This is a genomic window from Aliidiomarina sp. (assembly GCF_022565475.1).
Taxonomy (GTDB): Bacteria; Pseudomonadota; Gammaproteobacteria; order Enterobacterales; family Alteromonadaceae; genus Aliidiomarina.
The window spans coordinates 51,994-70,588 of the sequence record NZ_JAIUMR010000005.1; the positions used below are offsets into that span (position 1 = coordinate 51,994).

At 46.5% G+C, this 18,595-nt stretch carries 18 protein-coding genes and 4 tRNA genes; 19 read left to right on the plus strand and 3 right to left on the minus strand.

All coding sequences use genetic code 11. The features are described from left to right. Positions 1-81: 81 nt before the first annotated feature. The 9 genes from LAT77_RS05870 to LAT77_RS05910 all read left to right on the plus strand — a co-directional run bounded on the left by LAT77_RS05870 (position 82) and on the right by LAT77_RS05910 (position 7,636). Complete coding sequence (locus tag LAT77_RS05870) at positions 82-531, plus strand: hypothetical protein (RefSeq protein WP_290563633.1); 450 nt, start codon at positions 82-84, stop codon at positions 529-531. Continuing rightward, entirely contained in the window at positions 528-2,012 is a 1,485-nt protein-coding gene (locus LAT77_RS05875; protein WP_290563634.1) for a hypothetical protein, read from the plus strand. The genes LAT77_RS05870 and LAT77_RS05875 overlap by 4 nt, the downstream gene beginning before the upstream one ends. Before the next feature lie 10 nt (positions 2,013-2,022). Next, complete coding sequence (locus tag LAT77_RS05880; protein WP_290563635.1) at positions 2,023-3,111, plus strand: hypothetical protein; 1,089 nt, start codon at positions 2,023-2,025, stop codon at positions 3,109-3,111. A 1-nt stretch (position 3,112) separates the two neighbouring features. Continuing rightward, complete coding sequence (locus LAT77_RS05885; RefSeq protein ID WP_290563636.1) at positions 3,113-3,586, plus strand: hypothetical protein; 474 nt, start codon at positions 3,113-3,115, stop codon at positions 3,584-3,586. A 2-nt stretch (positions 3,587-3,588) separates the two neighbouring features. Then, the gene (locus LAT77_RS05890) at positions 3,589-5,082 is read left to right on the plus strand and encodes an ATPase, T2SS/T4P/T4SS family (protein WP_290563637.1); all 1,494 of its coding nucleotides are present in this window, start codon (positions 3,589-3,591) and stop codon (positions 5,080-5,082) included. Beyond that, positions 5,075-6,067, plus strand: a complete 993-nt coding sequence (locus LAT77_RS05895) for a type II secretion system F family protein (protein WP_290563638.1) — start codon at positions 5,075-5,077, stop codon at positions 6,065-6,067. The genes LAT77_RS05890 and LAT77_RS05895 overlap by 8 nt, the downstream gene beginning before the upstream one ends. A gap of 27 nt (positions 6,068-6,094) precedes the next feature. Next, positions 6,095-6,535 (plus strand): type II secretion system protein, encoded by a 441-nt coding sequence (locus LAT77_RS05900; RefSeq protein ID WP_290563639.1) that lies wholly within the window; start codon positions 6,095-6,097, stop codon positions 6,533-6,535. 104 nt (positions 6,536-6,639) lie between these two features. After that, on the plus strand, positions 6,640-7,071 hold the full coding sequence (locus LAT77_RS05905) for a prepilin-type N-terminal cleavage/methylation domain-containing protein (protein ID WP_290563640.1): 432 nt from the start codon (positions 6,640-6,642) through the stop codon (positions 7,069-7,071). Position 7,072: 1 nt separating this feature from the next. Beyond that, the gene (locus tag LAT77_RS05910; protein ID WP_290563641.1) at positions 7,073-7,636 is read left to right on the plus strand and encodes a hypothetical protein; all 564 of its coding nucleotides are present in this window, start codon (positions 7,073-7,075) and stop codon (positions 7,634-7,636) included. Positions 7,637-7,683: 47 nt separating this feature from the next. Here LAT77_RS05910 and folD read toward each other — a convergent pair whose 3' ends face one another. After that, a complete protein-coding gene (gene folD, locus LAT77_RS05915) occupies positions 7,684-8,544 on the minus strand; it encodes a bifunctional methylenetetrahydrofolate dehydrogenase/methenyltetrahydrofolate cyclohydrolase FolD (protein WP_290563642.1) in 861 nt (286 codons plus the stop codon). 307 nt (positions 8,545-8,851) lie between these two features. Between folD and LAT77_RS05920 the strand changes: the two genes are divergently transcribed. The 7 genes from LAT77_RS05920 to LAT77_RS05950 all read left to right on the plus strand — a co-directional run bounded on the left by LAT77_RS05920 (position 8,852) and on the right by LAT77_RS05950 (position 12,404). Continuing rightward, positions 8,852-8,928, plus strand: a tRNA-Pro gene (locus LAT77_RS05920). 30 nt (positions 8,929-8,958) lie between these two features. Further along, positions 8,959-9,035: transfer RNA gene (locus LAT77_RS05925), tRNA-Arg, on the plus strand. A 56-nt stretch (positions 9,036-9,091) separates the two neighbouring features. Continuing rightward, positions 9,092-9,167, plus strand: a tRNA-His gene (locus LAT77_RS05930). 24 nt (positions 9,168-9,191) lie between these two features. Next, a tRNA-Pro gene (locus tag LAT77_RS05935) sits at positions 9,192-9,268 on the plus strand. 74 nt (positions 9,269-9,342) lie between these two features. Beyond that, complete coding sequence (locus LAT77_RS05940) at positions 9,343-10,623, plus strand: flavohemoglobin expression-modulating QEGLA motif protein (protein ID WP_290563643.1); 1,281 nt, start codon at positions 9,343-9,345, stop codon at positions 10,621-10,623. A 24-nt stretch (positions 10,624-10,647) separates the two neighbouring features. After that, complete coding sequence (locus tag LAT77_RS05945; RefSeq protein ID WP_290563644.1) at positions 10,648-11,817, plus strand: aminotransferase class I/II-fold pyridoxal phosphate-dependent enzyme; 1,170 nt, start codon at positions 10,648-10,650, stop codon at positions 11,815-11,817. After that, on the plus strand, positions 11,814-12,404 hold the full coding sequence (locus tag LAT77_RS05950) for a YigZ family protein (RefSeq protein ID WP_290563645.1): 591 nt from the start codon (positions 11,814-11,816) through the stop codon (positions 12,402-12,404). Before LAT77_RS05945 ends, LAT77_RS05950 begins: the two co-directional genes overlap by 4 nt. Before the next feature lie 12 nt (positions 12,405-12,416). On the opposite strand, the gene LAT77_RS05955 is transcribed toward LAT77_RS05950, so the two are convergent. Both LAT77_RS05955 and LAT77_RS05960 read right to left on the minus strand, forming a co-directional pair. Further along, entirely contained in the window at positions 12,417-13,154 is a 738-nt protein-coding gene (locus LAT77_RS05955) for a hypothetical protein (RefSeq protein ID WP_290563646.1), read from the minus strand. A 64-nt stretch (positions 13,155-13,218) separates the two neighbouring features. Continuing rightward, on the minus strand, positions 13,219-14,739 hold the full coding sequence (locus LAT77_RS05960; protein ID WP_290563647.1) for a sensor domain-containing diguanylate cyclase: 1,521 nt from the start codon (positions 14,737-14,739) through the stop codon (positions 13,219-13,221). Positions 14,740-15,166: 427 nt separating this feature from the next. Between LAT77_RS05960 and tig the strand changes: the two genes are divergently transcribed. The 3 genes from tig to clpX all read left to right on the plus strand — a co-directional run bounded on the left by tig (position 15,167) and on the right by clpX (position 18,550). Further along, positions 15,167-16,468 (plus strand): trigger factor, encoded by a 1,302-nt coding sequence (gene tig, locus LAT77_RS05965; RefSeq protein ID WP_290563648.1) that lies wholly within the window; start codon positions 15,167-15,169, stop codon positions 16,466-16,468. Positions 16,469-16,552: 84 nt separating this feature from the next. Beyond that, a complete protein-coding gene (gene clpP, locus LAT77_RS05970; protein WP_290563649.1) occupies positions 16,553-17,173 on the plus strand; it encodes an ATP-dependent Clp endopeptidase proteolytic subunit ClpP in 621 nt (206 codons plus the stop codon). A gap of 99 nt (positions 17,174-17,272) precedes the next feature. After that, positions 17,273-18,550, plus strand: a complete 1,278-nt coding sequence (gene clpX, locus LAT77_RS05975; protein WP_290563650.1) for an ATP-dependent protease ATP-binding subunit ClpX — start codon at positions 17,273-17,275, stop codon at positions 18,548-18,550. The last annotated feature ends 45 nt before the right edge of the window (positions 18,551-18,595 follow it).

Sequence of the window (18,595 nt, forward strand, 5' to 3'; positions counted from 1 at the left end):
TTCGCGGTGTTGCGAAGCACATAATGCGATGAAGTAATATGTTGACGCATTGGCAGGATGCCAAATAAAAAAGGGATTTTTATGCAGCCAAGACAATTCTGTCTTGTGGTACTACTTAGTGTCGCAAGTTCAACTCATGTAGCTAGCGGACAAGCATTGCCTGTTTGTCCGCCACTTCAAATCGATTCAACACCGCTATCACTGCCATTTAATCGGCCTTTGGAGCAAGGTGACGAATTCGAGCAAACACCGAGCCTTACCATTGAGCTAGAGCCAGGGCTGTTACGTCCGCAACTTGAATTGTTTCTCCGTCAGCAACGTCAAATTCAAACAATTATTTGGCAAGTCAATGACGGCCATTACTGGCCGACGGCATTTCAGATCAGCTCGCCCACGCTGGATGAACTTTTAGGGCAACTACTGCGCCCCTACCACATGGGCATCCGTTTTTACAGGAATCATACTGCGGAAATCTACTACTTGGATGTAGTGTCGCCGCAAGATCGACAAACTCGAGGTACTCAGTTATGAGATGGGTAACGGGGTTGTTGGTTGGTCTTCTACTTGTCGGATGTGCGCAAAATGGATATCAGGAGCAAGCGCGAGAAGATGTAATGCGGCACATTGCCGAGCAGCGCAAACTTTACTCAATGCCAAACAATGGCGTCGCAGCTGACAACGTCGTCGTTTATTCATCGGAACTGTATGTCCCTCCGCTTTTGATTCAAGAAAACCAGCCCAGTTGGGTTGCATTCACAATTGAACTACATTTCGAGGATTATCCGTTGTCGCGAGCAATGCTCGATGTTTTCGGACCTCTTGGTGTAAGTGTCCGTTGGTTCGATCAAATCGATCATCATCAACTCGTTTCGTTTTCTCATCGCGGAAGTGTTGGCGAATTTTTGCGCAAACTAAGTGACCATACTGGGCTGTTTTATCAGTTTGGGAATAATTACGTTGCTTGGCAGAAATATGAAACCGCAGAGTTCGATATCGCTTTTTTAGCGGGTGCGACGAGTTACTTTCTCGGCGGTGATAGTCGTTCGAATTCAACTTCAAATAGTGGAGGAAGCTTGCTAGCTGCGGCTCAACCGAGCTTTCAATCGAGTCAATACTTAAACTTTTCGAGTACTGACTTATCGGTTTGGCAAGATGTTCAGAATGCATTGATGATGTTGCTTTCCGATGAAGGTACTTGGTCACTGAATCAGAGCTCTACATCCGTGCTGGTTCGTGACGTCCCCTTTCATGTTGAATTGGTTCGAAATTATCTTCAACAACTCAATTCACGACTGACAAGGCAGGTTGCAATTGAGGTTCAGGTTGTTGATGTTGTGCTCAATGATAGTCATCAAGCGGGAATCGATTGGGATCTCGTCTATCAGCTTACCAGTGGCAATGGTGTCATCAATTTTACCAATCAGGCATCTTCAGCGGGCACTCAAATGGGTGGAGTCTTGTCGCATCGGCGCTTGACCGGACCTATGGCAGGATCAGAATTACTGCTAAGTGCAATCTCTCAGCAAGGAACTGTCAGCGTCACCAAACATCCTCGTTTGGTTACGCTCAATAACCAAATTGCTCAAATTCAATTAGAAGAAAATGTAACCTACTTAGCCTCTGCAGGTAGTACTTCAACCGCCAATGTTGGCACTACTGACGTGTTGATCCCTGGTATGGTAAGTACGGGTTTCGAGCTGTTTATCCTACCCAACATTATTGAATCTAATGTTTTACTGCAGCTCTCTACAACCCTTTCTGACTTAAACGGAATTGAGCAGATTAAATCCGGAGATAGCCTGATTCAGACACCACAAACCAGTCAAAAGAAGTTTTTTATGAAAGCAATGGTGGGAGATCAAGAGACCTTGCTTATTTCAGGTTTGCAGAATAGCAAATCCGATATGAGTGATCGGCGAGGACCCTTGCATCGAGTTTTAGGGAGTCGCCAAGAACGCCAGCGACAACAGACTGAAACATTAATTCTATTGACCCCGGTCATTCTAAATTAGGAGTTAGGGTATGTCATCACAGCTACTTGTCGAGCCGGTACCGTCACTCTTGCGTGCATACTTTCGTATATATTCTTGGCGTCGAGAACTATTGAACTGCCACACTCATTATTTTCGGCGTGGACGCCACCGTTATCTTTGTATCAGCGATAAACCTTGCCCTAACTATCTGCATTGGGCTGATAAAATTGATCAAAGCAAGCAAATTATCTTCTGCTTACTTATCCGCAGTCAGTATCTAACGATTGTTTGGGATGACGAAAAATTAATTGCCTTAATGTTGAGTCCAGAACTACCAACATTTCTTTTTGATGGATTGTGCGCAAGGCCGGATTTCATACCTACAGTGTATTTTGATGCAAACACTGAGGCAGAAATTACAGCGGTGCGTTGGCATCAGCCAAACGTTGCGCAAGCATTAACAACCGAGCAGCTCCTCGCATTACAAAAAGTGCCTCGCAGCCTGCTTTTGAATGGCCGTTATCAACTTATCTTCTTTTTCAGTTTTATATGTTGTCTTCTTTTTGGGGCGTGGTTTTTTGTTAAACAACCTGCGCGGAGCATTCAGCAATTGCCGATTGACATTGCTCAGGCGACAGCAGAAAAGCAAGAGGCCCGTGACTCCTTGATTGATCTCTTTATATTTCCTGAATGGCTGAAACAGGACCCTGAGATTTATGCTACAGACTATCAACTTACACTACAGAAAGGACAAATTGAGTTTTCAACTTCGTCAACGACACCTTTAAAACGACAAAACTTTGCTGAAATAACCATGAATAGTCCAGAACCAATTGACCCTTGGTTTTGGAAGCATGCCCTGCTGGTGGGCGTCGATAGCAGTGTTCCATTATGGCCTCAAGTCAGTGGCAAAGAACTGCAATCGTCAATATCGCAAAGCTTCATAACGGATCACGTTATTATGACCTTGCGGGCAGCTAGTAACGAGGCAGATATTATCATTAGAGATGGTTGGATCGAAGATCTTGCATCGTTGGCGTTACTTTTTAAGAAACTCAGAGTGACACTTACGGCCATTCATATCACTGGTTTGGAATCACAAATTAACGGCACGCTCTCCGTGTCATGGGGAGGTTAAGATGACCACATTCCTAAGTGGGTTGTACTTAATACTGTTTCCTGCAGCGATGATACTGAGCGGTGCCAATGAGTCAGATTCAGTTCTTGTCCAACGGCAAATAGAAGAGTTAGAGAAAAACCAAGCATTAGTGAGTTCAATCCGTAATCTGCGGCTTTATGAACAGCAAGTTCAGCTTGAAGTGCGTTTAGCACAATTGCAACTGCAATATGCACAGACGAAAAGTCAGTTGCGCGGGTTGCAAGAGGAAAACACAAAGCCGAAGGATGACACACTAGCGTCTTTGCTCACAACCATGAGATTAGTTGCTGTAATTGATATGAGCGAACGCAGATTCGCTCGGTTCCAGACCCCGCAAGGTATTGTAACGTTCGCGGATAATAGTGAAATCGCGCCAGGAGTGACGGTGAAGGTAGAGCACACTTGGGTTGAACTGCGCGATCAGCATAGTTTTTATCGCTTTTATTTGGAGTGAATATGAATATCGCAACGTTAAAAGATTTTCCTCGTTCAAATGAATATTGCCCATTATTCATTCAAGAATGCGCGGGTTTTTTGCGCCGCCATGAACACGATAATTGCGCAGTTATGGTGACAAACGATGGACGCATTATTGCAACAGGGGTGGCTTGGATAGATGAACTGCTATTTCTGCAACGATTGACGTTTATGGTACAGCAACATTATGAGTATGTGTCTTGGTGGCAAGCGCCTGCTGATTATGTGCGTAATTTTGTTCTTGATGCGGATGGAGCGAACCGTCACCAAGTTGTGAATGAGGGGGCAGAGGCGTACGCAACTTTGGCACAGCAGGCATTAATTGGGATTATTCATGACGCCCTCAGCAAGCAAGCAAGCGACGTACATTTGCAGTGTCGAGGTGAAGAGGTTACGGTTACTTTTCGTATCCATGGGTTGTTACAACCACAAGGTCGTCGCAATAGAACCTTTATGTCGGAAGTGATGGCTGCAGCTTTCAACACCCAAGCGGATGATCATCAGGAGCTTTTCCATGAGCATCGTACATGTGCGGCGAGCTTTTCGATGCCAATGGGAGAGCCCTATGGTGATGTCCGAGTGCGTGCGCAGCAGTCGACATGCCAGTTAGGCTATACGGTCACCTTGCGGGTTCAGCAAGCGATAAGCACGGAAGTATCATCCTTTGAAGCGCTCGGGTTTAACTTAGTCGCGGAGCAATACTTGCGATCTTCAAGTAAGTTATCCGATGGTCTGATTATTTTTGCGGGGCCAACCGGCCACGGTAAAACGACCAGCCTTGCCGCGTTTAATCGTCTATTTCCGCAATCACGCAAAGTTATCTCGTTAGAAGATCCAGTTGAAATCATTCAGCCAAACATAGAACAAAAATACATTCCTGAGACGGCAACGCCGGGCTCCTTTGCGCGAATGGTTAAAATTGTTTTACGCGAAGATCCTGATATTCTCGCGATTTCAGAGATTCGGGATGCAGAAAGTGCTGCTGCAGCCGTAACCGCTAGCTTAACAGGACATTTGGTTGTTTCAACGCTGCATGCAAGCTCGCCTCCAGCGGTCTTGACGCGCTTGCAGGACTTAAAAGTTGACGTCAATCGCTTGCTCCAAAACCAAGTCTTGAAGGCAGTCATCGTCCAACGTCTAGTTCCCGTTCTGTGTTCCGAATGCAGCCTCAAGAGCGAGCAGCATAGCCTTGCTGGTGTTCGAACAATCAACCCGAACGGTTGTGAGGCTTGTGCTTTTCGTGGAACCTCGGGAAGAATCTTGCTAGCTGAAGTCATCGCCTATGAAAGCAGTACAGCAATTCATGGCGAAGCGTCTTCGATTCAAGCGACTGCGATCACTGGCTCTTTAGCTGAGCAAGCATTTAAGCGTCTACTGATGGGCGAAATTGATTTTGAACATGCACTTGAATATGTCCCCGACTTTCAAGCGTATTATCGTCGACAGTTAAAGCAAGGGAATAGTCATGCTTGACCGTTCGGTGGTGAACCGGTTCTTGGAAGCACTTATCTATTGGTTGCGTGGACGCACACAACTTGATCAAGCTTTGCTTGGCATTGTTCTTATGAGCCAAGAAAATTCCGATCGGCGTGTCAACCGTCTGAGTCGTCAAATCAGGCACAGCAGTCAAAATGGCAAAAGCTTGAGTCATAGCCTAGGTCGCTATTTAGCTGCAGATGAACAGTCATTGTTGCTGGTCGGGGAGAAGTCCGGTGGACTGTTTGCGGCGCTGGACATGATTGTGGCAGGTCGACAGAAAAAGTATCAATGGAAGCGAGCGTCACAGCGTCAAATCGCGTATCCACTTGTTTTAGTGAGTGTTAGTTTTATAGTGCTTCATATAGTTTCAGGTTACCTCTTGCCCGCTGTTTATCAAATTTATCAAGACAGTTTTGCGCAGACAGCAGGATTAGAAGCCGACTGGGTTCGGGCTTATTTTTTCATGGCGGCTCTGCTGGTAACAGGATTAATAGCTGCCTTTACTGCAATACAATGGGGACAGTACTTTCCGCAGCCAATGAACCGTTTTACGCGAATGCGTACGGTGAGTTTGCTTCCATTCTGCCAGGTTCTAGCGTTATCGTTGCAAAGTAAACAGAGCGTGTTGGAATTATTGCTTATCGCCCAAAACAATTGCTCTGTTCCTTTGCGTCATGCATTTAAGCAAGTCACTATAAGGCTTCGGCAAGGCGTGTCGCAGCTCGAACAATTACTCTCGGCTGGCGGGATTCCTCGCAGCATTTTATTTGAAGTGCAATTACTAAGGAATGAGGGGGGCAGAGAAAAAGAAATCATGCATAAAGTGTGTGAACGAGTCGCTGATTATGCAATGGCGCGGCATCGAAGCTATGTTAAATCCGCTGTTACAACCTGTTATTTTTTCGCACTGATTAATACAGCTTTGGTGGTTAATACGCTATCGAACGCCATGCGTTTGGTAGTTCAACAAATTGTTTAATGGAAATTAACTGACATGGAGTCAACAATGAAAAGATATAGACGTGGTTTTAGTTTGTTAGAAGTACTTACGGTTATCACTATCGCTGCGTTTTTAGCACTTGGCGTAGCGAAGGCAGGACAGTGGGTAGCCTTTAATTCAAAGGTTCTGCAGTTGCAGAATGACATGAATACATTACGTGCAGCTGTTCAGCAATGGAAATTTAGTGGCGGCGAGTCAATGAGCTTACATGTATCGACGTTAGCTGATCATGCGATGCTTCCGGAAGAATGGGGGACTAGCGAACACGAGAATCCGTGGGGTGGTGGTTATCAAGTTGCAGGGGTTCCACTTAAGCCTAACGCCTACGTGATCATGATGGACGGTTTTAATGGTGAAAGAATAGTCAGTCGCTTGGTTCAATATTATGGAAATGCGGTAGATACATATCATGCCACTGATTCCAATCTGTATATCACCTTCAAATAACTTGCTGTGAATACAATGGATGAGAGCGAAGGGAGGAAGCGCTGGTGGAGTGATACCGGTGCTCCTTTTTCGTCTATTTCTATATCGACAGGGAGGTCGAGATTTTGTCCAGAAAAGGTTTCATTCTTGCGGAACTACTCATTGCATTAGTTATCCTCAGCTCTGTGTCCTTAGCTTTTGCAAAGTTAATGTTGGCAAAGCGGGTATTGCAGCACCAAGATGTGTTGGCGATTGAAATAGACACGATCCAAAAAGGTGTATTGAGTTGGTTAACGGCAGACTTAGTGTGCCAAGAACAACCGCTCATAGCTTCCCTTTTCCAGCACTCAACGTTTGCTATTGAATATCCACGCAAACATGTTCTGCAACAATTAATTGCGATTGATGTATCGCAATACATGGTGAAATTCACCTGGCAATTTAATGCTCTGCAAGGCATATCGGGTTTGTCTTTGCGGGTTCCAAATAGCTCGGTAAACGGAAATCAAATTGAAGTGCTTCATGTTTTGTCATCCGTCAACTGTAAAGTTGACTAGCATGATCAAAAGAATGCAAGGGCAGGGTTTACTTGAAGGAGTAGTTAGCATTGGATTTATGCTGGTAGTGGTTTTATTGGCTATTCAACTTATCTGGGTATTCGCTGCTACTCAAGTTGTCACGTATGCCGCCATTGAAACGGTAAAATATGGTGCGCGTGAACATATGAACTGGCAAAGTATGCAAGCGTATTTTCAATACGCAATGAACTATGATCCAAGCTGGCGATATGCTTATACGAAGTTAACTCTAGTCCATCCAGAGCCTGAACGTTTGGCTAAGTATCAAACGACCATGAGTCAGTCTGAATTTCTTGTTGATTTCCCTGAGATTAGAATTGGACAACTCAAGGAAGATGCAAAAGCTGATTATTTACGCGATCGTGTGCTGCAAGTCGAAGTTGTGGCCTGTTATCCATTACGTGTAGCGATTGCACGAGACATCCTTGCAAAGGCTGTTTCATTTCAATCTATTCATTGTCAGGCTCAGGCATTGAATGGGCAACGTTTATGGCCAATTCGCAAGCACATTCACGTACCATTGCATTCGCGCTTGTCGCTTTAACTAACAGTGTACGTCAACCTATTATCGTGTAGGCACGCTGCTGTTAGTCATTGTGGGTCGTGGAAATCTTCACAGGCTTGCAGCGTATTGAGCATTAAGCAGGCCACAGTCATTGGCCCAACACCGCCCGGCACTGGCGTAATCCAACTCGCGCGCTCTGCAGCTGCGGTAAATTCGATGTCACCGCATAACGAGCCGTCGCTGCGGCGGTTGATGCCGACATCGATGACGATAGCGCCCGGTTTAATCCAAGCGCCTGGGATAAACCCTGGTTTGCCGACGGCGACAACAAGAACATCGGCGTTCGCTACATGCGATTGCAAATCTTTGGTGAATCGGTGACAGACAGTTGTTGTCGCACCGGCGAGTAGTAATTCGAGGCTCATTGGCCGACCAACGATATTCGATGCTCCGACGACGACGGCATGAAGACCATGTAAATCAACACCCGTACTAGTTAACAGGCGAATGACGCCATAGGGCGTGCAAGGTCGCAACAACGGGATGCGTTGTGAGAGTCGGCCGATGTTATAGGGATGAAAACCGTCAACATCTTTATGCGGATGAATCCGTTCAAGAATTCGTGTTGAGTCTAGCCCCGCGGGTAAAGGTAATTGCACAAGAATGCCGTCGATTTCTGGATCTGCATTGAGTTCGTCGATTAATGACTCTAAAGAAGCCTGAGACGCAGTAACTGGCAAGTCATAGGCTTTTGAGACAAAACCGACTTCATCACAGGCTTTGCGTTTACTGCCAACATAGACTTGAGAAGCAGGATCTTGCCCAACCAATACTACGGCTAATCCGGGAGCTCGGTATCCCATCGAGCGACGAGCAGAAACCTTATCTTTTACGGTAGCACGAATTTCTTGTGCGATTTTCTTGCCATCAATTAATTGCGCGGCCATGAGAGCATTCCGTCATTTGATTGCGATTCGGGTAGGGCAAATATTGTCGCAGAAAAGTGATCATGAAAACAGCCTTGGTGATTACTTTTCATGGTCGCTTGTCTGATTTAATTAGAGGTTCGCGTTGATATGCGCTTGCGGCTATAATTTTTATTGGTTAAAGCCTACTTTTTTACCGAGTTGCTTCAAAAATAGCCATACAATCAGGTATTCTGAAAAAGTGTTTGACGATGACGCGGCAGATAGGTAATATTCGCCCCCGTTGCCACCTAGTGAACAATGTGTTTATTAGGACAACGAATTAGTTCGGCGAGTAGCGCAGCTTGGTAGCGCACTTGGTTTGGGTCCAAGGGGTCGCTGGTTCGAATCCAGTCTCGCCGACCATTTTCCCAGCGTTACCGCAGGAAGAACAGCGCGCCCGTAGCTCAGTCGGATAGAGCAGCGGCCTTCTAAGCCGTCGGTCGCAGGTTCGAATCCTGCCGGGCGTGCCAGGTCTGCTTGTGTCGGGAAAGTCATAGTATGTGACACATTGCACTGTCAATCAGTGGTGGGTGTAGCTCAGTTGGTAGAGCCCCGGATTGTGATTCCGGTTGTCGTGGGTTCGAGTCCCATCATCCACCCCATTCTTAAGAAATCTTTATTGTCGTCGGCGAGTAGCGCAGCTTGGTAGCGCACTTGGTTTGGGTCCAAGGGGTCGCTGGTTCGAATCCAGTCTCGCCGACCATTTCTCAGTTTCCTTTTTCATATCTGTGCATTACGAGGTAATATGGTTCTTGGAATCATCGCTTTGGGGTGGATATGGCGGAACAACACTTTCTAGATCACGCACGAGTCTTATCGGATCGTTTGGTGCAATTGCAGGCACCGATTCGGATTTTAGATGCTGTGAATTGGGACCGTTCGATCAAAGAGCGATTTTTTCAGCAAAAAGCCGAACGCAATCCAGAAATAGAAAAATCCTATTATCAGCAAAAGCAACTTGGCTTTTCACCTGCTGATCTCCGTTTGCAACTTGCTGAACTTCAGCGCGACATTGTTCGTCAACTTGGTCGTTTAAGCCCTGTTTCGCAATTAATGACCCGCGCTTGCCGCGAGTATCGTGATGTTGTGCGTATGATCGAAGCCCGTGGCACCGAAGAGTTTCATGAATTATCGGTCGAACTTTTTGGTCATCCTGACGATGTATTTCATGCCAATGAGCCGTCACTCGCTGAACTTGCGACCATGCTGCAAAGCCCGCTTGATACCCTGTTAGCCAGTGACGCCTTACCTGAAGAAAAGAAAGATATTGATGCTGCGACAGCGGTTGAAATGCTGCAAGGTCAATTGCGCAACAGTATGGCAGGGATTAATGTTAACGTCATGCTGTCAGATGGTATTGTCAGCGATGCCGCGGCCGGTAGTGACCGGATCAAATTGAATCAAGATGTGAAGTTTTCGCAGCGTGAACTCGATATTCTTGAAGTCCATGAGGGCTGGATTCACATCGGTACCACTCAAAACGGTCTGCAGCAACCGTATTTAACCTGTTTGAGTAAGGGCACACCGAGTGCAACCATTACCCAAGAAGGTTTGGCGGTCTTAACCGAAGTCATTACCCTACGTTCAACACCACGCCGTTTGGCAAAATTGGTCAGTCGCATCCATGCCACCGCTTTAGCCGCAGATGGTGCAGAGTTTGTGGAAGTCTACCGTGCACTATTGCAGCAAGGGATTAAAGAAGACGAAGCGTATACTTTAGCGCAACGTGTTTTTCGTGGCAGTACCCCAACCGGTAAGCCTTTTACCAAAGATTTGGCTTATATTCGCGGCTTCGTACTGGTTTATAACCTCATCCGTGTCGCTGTTCAATTGGGTAAGATCGATCGGTTACCGCTGCTTCTCGCGGGTAAATTAGCGGTCGATGACTTTCGCTTAATCTGTGAGCTGGCAGATTCAGGAATGATTCAGCAGCCAACATTTGTGCCACCGCACTTCAAAGATTTGCGTGGATTAGCGACTTGGCTTAGTGTCGGTCGTTTCCTTGGCGATTTCTCGTTTGCTCAACTCGAAAATGACTACCGCCCATTAATTCCCTAAATTTATTGAATTGGAATATTATCCATGACCTCGAACAAACAAGCTGGGCTGTCGATTCAGACCCGTGTAGCGCAGGCACTTGGCTTTATTGATGAACAAACCAAAGGTTTGGTCCCGCCGATATATTCATCAACCACCTATTTGCGTGATGCCGATAATCATTATCGCTCCGGATTAATCTATTCCCGCGATGACAATCCTACTTACCGAGTGGTCGAAGCTGTGTTGGCTGATATCGAGTCAGGTGCTGAAGCGATGTTGTTTGCTTCGGGAATGGCGGCTGCGGTGAGTGTGTTTCAGGCATTACGGCCGGGTGACCATGTGGTGGCCCCGAAGGTCATGTATTGGGCACTGCGCAACTGGCTGATAGAGTTTTCGCACAACTGGGGTGTGGCAATTGATTTCGTCAATACCTCCGACCTCGACGCTATCGCAAGTGCGCTGCAGCCAGGGAAAACGAAGCTAATCTGGTTGGAAACGCCGGCGAATCCGATGTGGCATATTGCCGATATCAGAGCGATCGCGGAACAGGCACAGGCACATGGAATCCGTGTTGTGGTCGATTCAACTGTTGCAACGCCGGTACTCTGTCGGCCAATTGAGCTTGGTGCTGACATTGTTATGCACTCAGCGACGAAGTATTTGAATGGTCATTCAGACGTCATCGCTGGTGCGCTGATTACCGCTGATAAAAACGACGAGTTTTGGCTGCGGGTACGGAAAATACGTCGCCAAGCTGGCGCTGTGTTAAGTCCACATGATGCAGTGCAGTTGCTGCGCGGTATGCGCACCCTAGTGCTACGTGTGCGCACCAGTTGCGAATCGGCGATGTATTTGGCCGAGCAACTGCAACAAACTGACCATGTCGTCGAAGTATTATATCCTGGTTTACCGTCGTTTGTTGGTCACGCTGTTGCCGTGCAACAGATGGAGGGAGGCTTTGGGGGTATGGTGTCAATTCGCGTTCGCGGTGGTGCGAAAGCGGCCATCGATATTGCTGCGCGGACACAGCTATGGAAACGCGCGACCTCGCTGGGTGGTGTTGAGAGTTTGATTGAACACCGCGCCAGTATCGAAGGTGAGGACACACCGGTCCCGAACGATTTATTACGTTTATCAGTTGGGATTGAAGATCCTTGCGAGCTTCTCGAGGACTTGCAGCAAGCGATTCAAGCAGCACACAGTGAATCATGAGTTACTCGGTTCCGCAAGGTAGTTGTGAGCGCGAGCTCGAAATTAAGAAAAGCCGATTTATCGGTTTTGCCACGAAGGTCAGTAATCGCGATGACGCCTTAGCTCAAGTGGCAGCGGTGAAGGTGCGTTATCCGGACGCGCGCCATCATTGCTGGGCGTATGTGCTTGGGAACTCGGAAAGTGCTGCGATGAACGATGATGGAGAGCCGAGCGGAACAGCGGGTAAACCTATTCTCAATGTGTTGCAGCACAAAGGGATTGGCGATGTGCTCGTTGTGGTAACACGTTATTTTGGGGGCATAAAACTGGGTGCTGGGGGACTGGTGCGAGCCTATTCGCAAGCGACTGAGTTGGTGATGTCAGCGCTTTCTGTGGAAAAACTGGTGGCGAAGGTTCAACTGACCTTACAGTGTGATTTCGCTGCGGAACAACCGATACGGCACTTTATTGGCTTGCACCAAGGCGAGGTTAATGGTGTGGACTATTCGTCTCAGGTTACCTTGAGCATAGAAATACCAGAGCAACACGTTGTTGACATCGCACAGATTTGCGAGCGGTTTAATGCGCGCTTGCAGCAAACAGACTAGTTCAGATTCATGTTAGTGATTCTGCAAGAGCAAGAACCGGTCACTGAGTTCAACTAAACAAAAGCCCTTCTCCGCAAGCCCAGCGGGAGCTGGTTCCTCGGTAAACTGTGTCGGTCCTAAACCAAGCGACAATAGTCCGGCTGGAGAATAGTAAAATCCCAGGGTGTCGTCAGTCATGCAACCTAAATGTTCATCAAAACCAAAGGTCGTGATGCGCTGATCGACGTTGATACGGTCAAAAAAGCGTGATTCGCGGCGTAAATAAGCATCTGAATAACGGGTTAGAAAGTCACGGACGCCGGGGAGCATATAATTCCGCCATTGTAAAACTCGGCTTTGATTGAGGGCCCCGCCAGACCAAGCTACGACGGCATCAGCTGTGATGATGCGCTGCGCAGCGGCAGTGAATAGGTAGTTTGCACATGGCCCCAAGCATTCATTGATGACTCTGACCGTAATACCACTGTGATACACGGCATAACCAAGTTGTATTGCGGCTAAGGGATCGCCAGTAGCGCTATTTACATCGAAGTATGCAATCGAAGGCTGCGTTTCTAGCAGATGCACAAAGCTTGCTAGCGTTGCTTCAGTAATAGCGCCATTGAGTACAATCCGGTTTTCGCTGACATGCAAATTGTCCTGTGCTGGTGGACTTGAACTTGAACATGCGGTAATCAGCAAGGACAAGGATAGCAAAAGGAAAAGACGAAAACGTTGATGAAACCGAAACCTTGGTAATAAGTACGTCATACCAATTCCTCTCATGAACTATACGATTGGTTACTATTATGCGACCTGCAGACTCAATCAAATACTATGAAACGAGCTTACCACCACCTTGGCTTTTTGCCAGTGATAATTGATTTTGAGCTTGGGCAAGTAACGATTCTGCATTGATGTCGGCATGCATGAATGCAAGTCCTGCACTCAATGTTAATTTGCCGGCAGCTGGCGCTTTGACTTGCTCGGTGGCACGTCGCAGTAATTCTGCAGAGCGCTGCTGTGCAAGTGAATGCTCAACGTGCGGTAAAATGACTGCAAAAGTACAGTCTTCAATGCGCGAAACAGTTTCACCGTTGCGCCGGAAAAATGAGGTTAAAAGCTCAGCCACTCGCACCACGAGTTGATTATAGTGCTCTAACTCGGTTTCGGCAGCGATTTGTTGTAGGAGATCAATCGAGAACAAGCAAAGCGACAGCTCATGACCTTGCCGTTGCGCTCGCGCTATTTCTTCGGTGACGCGCTCGATGAATTGTTGTTTACTCGGCAACCCGGTCAGACTATCACGCATCGCTAAGCGCCGCAGTGATTCATTAGTTGCGAGCAGCTGCCGCTGGGTTGTTTTCAAGGACTGCATGAGGAGATCTGTGTGAATACTTGAGGCGATTAAGTCCGCGATCATCCGACTCCGGCGAATGTCCTTTTCCGACCAATACCGTTGTCGTGCAACCATGTCAAAGCCGACAAAACCAATAATTTCATCTTCAGCATACATGCCAACACAGAGAATTGACTTGATGTCTTCCTGCAAAAACTCTTCGCGCTCCAATTTTGCTTCGTCGCCCAGTTCGTGGGTATTGCGAATATTTACGATCCCCTGCGTGGTGATTTTCTCGAAAAACCACGGCAATCCAGCGCGCGGGATATCTTGCAGGTCGTCTAAATGTGACGTAATTCCCTCATTAATCCATTCATGGGTATTACTCATCGTTGAACAATCGAAGTCAAACAGGAAGACATAGGCTCGATCCACTTGGCAGAATTCGCCAATACTGGCCAACGCTTGATTAATACGCTCTTCGATGGGGAATTTATTGACCGCTAAAGAACGAGAGACTTGACTGACAATCTTTTCATATTCAATAAACTCCTTTAAAGAGAGTTCGGTCGATTGCATGTCCATATGCAGCCCAGAGCTCACAAATAGTCGGTGATCTCGAGGTTGGATGACCATGTAGGAAAGTTGTTCTTCATTATTGATGGCTAGCTGACCGGTGACCAATTGAATAGGCAGGCTGTTCAGCATCAAGTCACGCCGATCAATGGTTTCCCCTTGCATGGTCGTCAACAACGGCGAATTAATGGATTGATCACCATGTTCAGACTGGTTAATCGCGTCAACTTCGAATTTCAGTGTTTGTTGTATTTCGGCAAGCGAGCAGTGAGGGTTGACATCGAACAACTCGATTGCGGCCTGATTAGCATGGACAGTAATGGATAACATGTCTTGCTTGTCTAGCCTAGTATCGGTTGGGTGTGCCACGGAAAATATGGCGACCGGCAAGGCGTTTAGAAGTTTCGCAGAAGAAGCCTGTTGCATGCGCTCATCAAACATTCAAATTACCATCATTTTTGTTATTGTGTTTGGCAGCTACAAGAGTTGCTTAGTTGCGTCGCTGCTGTCAAATAGAAATGCCGTTTTTTCACAAAAAACTTGGCAATTTTTGTCCGCTTACTTGCTAGCCTTAGAATGAATCGCATAGCCGTATCGTTCAATTGTAAATAAAAAGCGATCAGTTTTTATGGTGCTCGACTCGACTCAGTCGAAGATGATCGTTATAATGTCGCGTCATTTTTCATCAGTCCTTATCGGCTGATGGCAGAATATAAGCGCGTTCGTACTTTATACCCTGGCTGAGTTGAGGGTAGGCACAACGCAAGATTTGGAGTAGTTGGTTCTGTGGTGCCGTCATTAGTGACCAAGCACAATCGGCTACAGTAATACGAAATGCACGTTTAAGTGATGCTGAGGTAACAAAGCAATGCAGGTTTCTGTAGAAGCAACAGGTTTAGAGCGCCGGTTAACCATCACAATCCCGGCTGAAAAGATTGATAGTGAAGTTAAAAACCAAGTGAAGCAACGTGCGCGTACGGTACGTATGGATGGTTTCCGTCCTGGTAAAGTTCCAGTGAGCTTGGTGGCTAAACGTTTCGGTCCAGCGATTCGCCAAGATGTTGTCATGGAGCAAATTCAGCGTCATTACATCGAAGCTTTGATTCAGGAAAAGATTAATCCGACTGGCGCACCGCAAATTGAGCCAAAAGCCGATGAAGAAGGCAAAGACCTTGAATTTGTTGCAACGGTTGAAGTTTATCCAGAAGTCGAATTGAAAGACTTGGACAAAGTCGAAGTCGAGAAAGCAGTTGCGGAAGTGACTGATGCCGACGTCGACAACATGCTTGAAACGTTGCGTAAGCAACACGCTGTATTTAAAGAAGTGAAGCGTGGCGCTAAAGACGGCGATAAAGTGACGTTCGATTTCTTAGGTCGCGTTGACGGCGAAGAGTTTGACGGTGGTAAAGCTGAAGACTTTACTTTAGAACTTGGTCAGGGTCGTATGATCCCAGGTTTTGAAGATGCTATGAAAGGATTAAAGGCGGGCACTGAGAAAACGATCGAAGTGACCTTCCCAGAAGACTATCATGCTGAACACTTGAAAGGTAAAGCGGCAGAATTCGATTTGGTCATTAAAACCGTTGAAGCGCCTGAGTTACCTGAGTTAAACGATGACTTTGCTGAACAGTTTGGTATCGGCGATGGTGGTCTTGAAGCACTTCGTACCGAAGTTCGCAAGAACATGGAGCGTGAGCTCAAGAACGCGATGAAAAATAAAGTGAAGCAACAAGTTATTCAAGGCTTATTAGCTGCGAACAGCGATGTGCCAGTGCCTTCAGCACTGAAGCAACAGGAAATTCAAGCTCTACGTCAACAAGCGATGCAACGTTTTGGTGGCAATGCGAAGAATATGCCTGAGTTGCCAGCAGACTTGTTCAATGAACAAGCTGAAGAACGCGTAAAAGTCGGTTTGTTACTTGGCCAAGTGATTAAATCGAATGAGCTTAAAGTTGACCAAGCACGCGTTGATGAAATGCTTGAAAGCCAAGCTTCTGCGTACGAAGATCCGCAAGAAGTGATTACTTATTACAAGCAAAATGCAGAAGCGATGCAGCAGATTCACAACGTCGTACTCGAAGATCAAGCAATTGACTTCGTGTTAGCCAAAGCAAAAGTTGCTGAAAAGCAAGTCAGCTTTGATGACGTGATGAACCCGCCAGTAAAATAAGCATTTGCTGAAAACGGCAAGAATTGGTTTAATGGCTCAGATGAAATTCATCTGAGCCATTTTTATTTTAGGAGAGAAGTTTTGATGGGAAATAACATGCCGGATCCTATGGCTGCACTCGTACCGATTGTTGTCGAACAAACAGCAAAAGGTGAGCGCTCGTTTGATATTTATTCCCGTTTACTTAAAGAAGGAATTATTTTCCTCTGCGGCCCTGTTGAAGAGCAAATGGCGAATTTGATTGTCGCCCAAATGCTATTTCTTGAGTCTGAGAATCCAGAAAAGGACATTTATCTGTATATAAATTCACCTGGAGGTTCAGTCACCGCGGGCATGGCAATTTATGACACCATGCAATTTATCCGCAATGATGTGTCGACCATTTGTATTGGTCAAGCGGCCAGTATGGGCGCATTCTTATTGGCCGGTGGCGCTAAAGGTAAACGTTTTTGTCTACCGAATTCACGTGTGATGATCCATCAGCCATTGGGTGGTTTCCAAGGGCAAGCGTCCGACATCGAAATTCATGCGCGCGAGATTCTGTATATAAAAGAGAAGCTCAATCGTCTTTTGTCAGAGCACACCGGACAAGAATTTGACCGTGTAGCGAAAGATACCGATCGGGATAACTTTATGAGTTCGCAACAAGCGCTTGAGTATGGCATTGTTGATAAAGTTTTGGAAAAACGCCAACAACAAGGCTAAAGCCGTTATCAGTTGTGCTAAATTAATGTTCAAGTCCTGTAGAGGCTTGAAGTCGAAGTAAAGTAGATTAGGTACAGCAGTAGCGTACTGGAGAAGTGAATGACGGATTCAACAACAAGTAGTGGTAAAGGTGGAAAGTCACTTTACTGTACATTTTGTGGCAAAAGCCAGCATGAGGTCAAAAAACTGATCGCGGGTCCGTCCGTGTTCATTTGTGATGAGTGTGTCGATCTGTGTAACGATATCCTCAAAGAAGAAATTAAGAATATTTCACCGCAAGCGTCCGAAGACCGTTTACCGACACCGAAAGAAATTCGTCAGCATTTAGATGATTATGTCATTGGCCAAGACTTAGCCAAACGAGTCCTGGCTGTCGCCGTTTATAATCATTATAAGCGCTTACGTAATGCTGGCGCGCAGCCGGAGGTTGAGCTTGGCAAGAGTAATATTTTGCTCATTGGGCCAACAGGTAGTGGTAAAACCTTGCTTGCGGAAACCTTGGCTCGTATGTTGGATGTACCATTCACCATGGCAGATGCCACGACACTGACCGAAGCTGGATATGTCGGTGAAGATGTTGAAAACATCATCCAAAAATTACTGCAGAAATGTGATTATGATGCTGCTAAAGCCGAACGTGGCATTATCTATGTGGACGAAATCGACAAGATTTCTCGCAAGTCAGATAATCCGTCGATTACTCGAGATGTGTCCGGTGAAGGTGTACAGCAAGCATTACTCAAACTGATTGAGGGAACCATTGCTTCGGTTCCACCACAAGGTGGGCGCAAGCACCCTCAACAAGAATTTGTTCAGGTTGATACGTCGAAAATTCTATTTATTTGCGGTGGCGCGTTTGCCGGACTCGAGAAAGTTATTGGTCAACGTTTAGCGACAGGCAGCGGTATCGGTTTTGGTGCTGAAGTGAAATCGAAGACCGAAAAAGATCAAGTGAATCTGCTCACGCAAGTCGAGCCTGAAGATTTGGTTAAATATGGACTCATTCCAGAGTTCATTGGTCGTCTTCCAGTGGTCGCAAGTTTAACGGAATTAGACGAAGATGCCCTCGTGCAAATTCTCAGCGAACCGAAAAATGCACTGACCAAACAGTACGGTGCTTTATTGGAAATGGAAAACGTTGAACTTGAGTTTCGAACAGACGCATTGCGAGCCATTGCACGAAAGGCGATGAAACGGAAAACGGGTGCACGTGGCTTACGGTCAATTGTTGAAGAAGTGCTACTCGATACGATGTATGAGTTACCTTCGTTAGAAAACGTTGCTAAAGTTGTGATAGACGAGTCAGTGATCAGTGGCGACTCGGACCCTATTTTGATTTACGAGAATCAAAAGGAAGCCCAAGCATCGGGCGAATAATCACCAGTTAGGGGCCGAAAGGCCCCTTTTTATTAGAAAGGGATT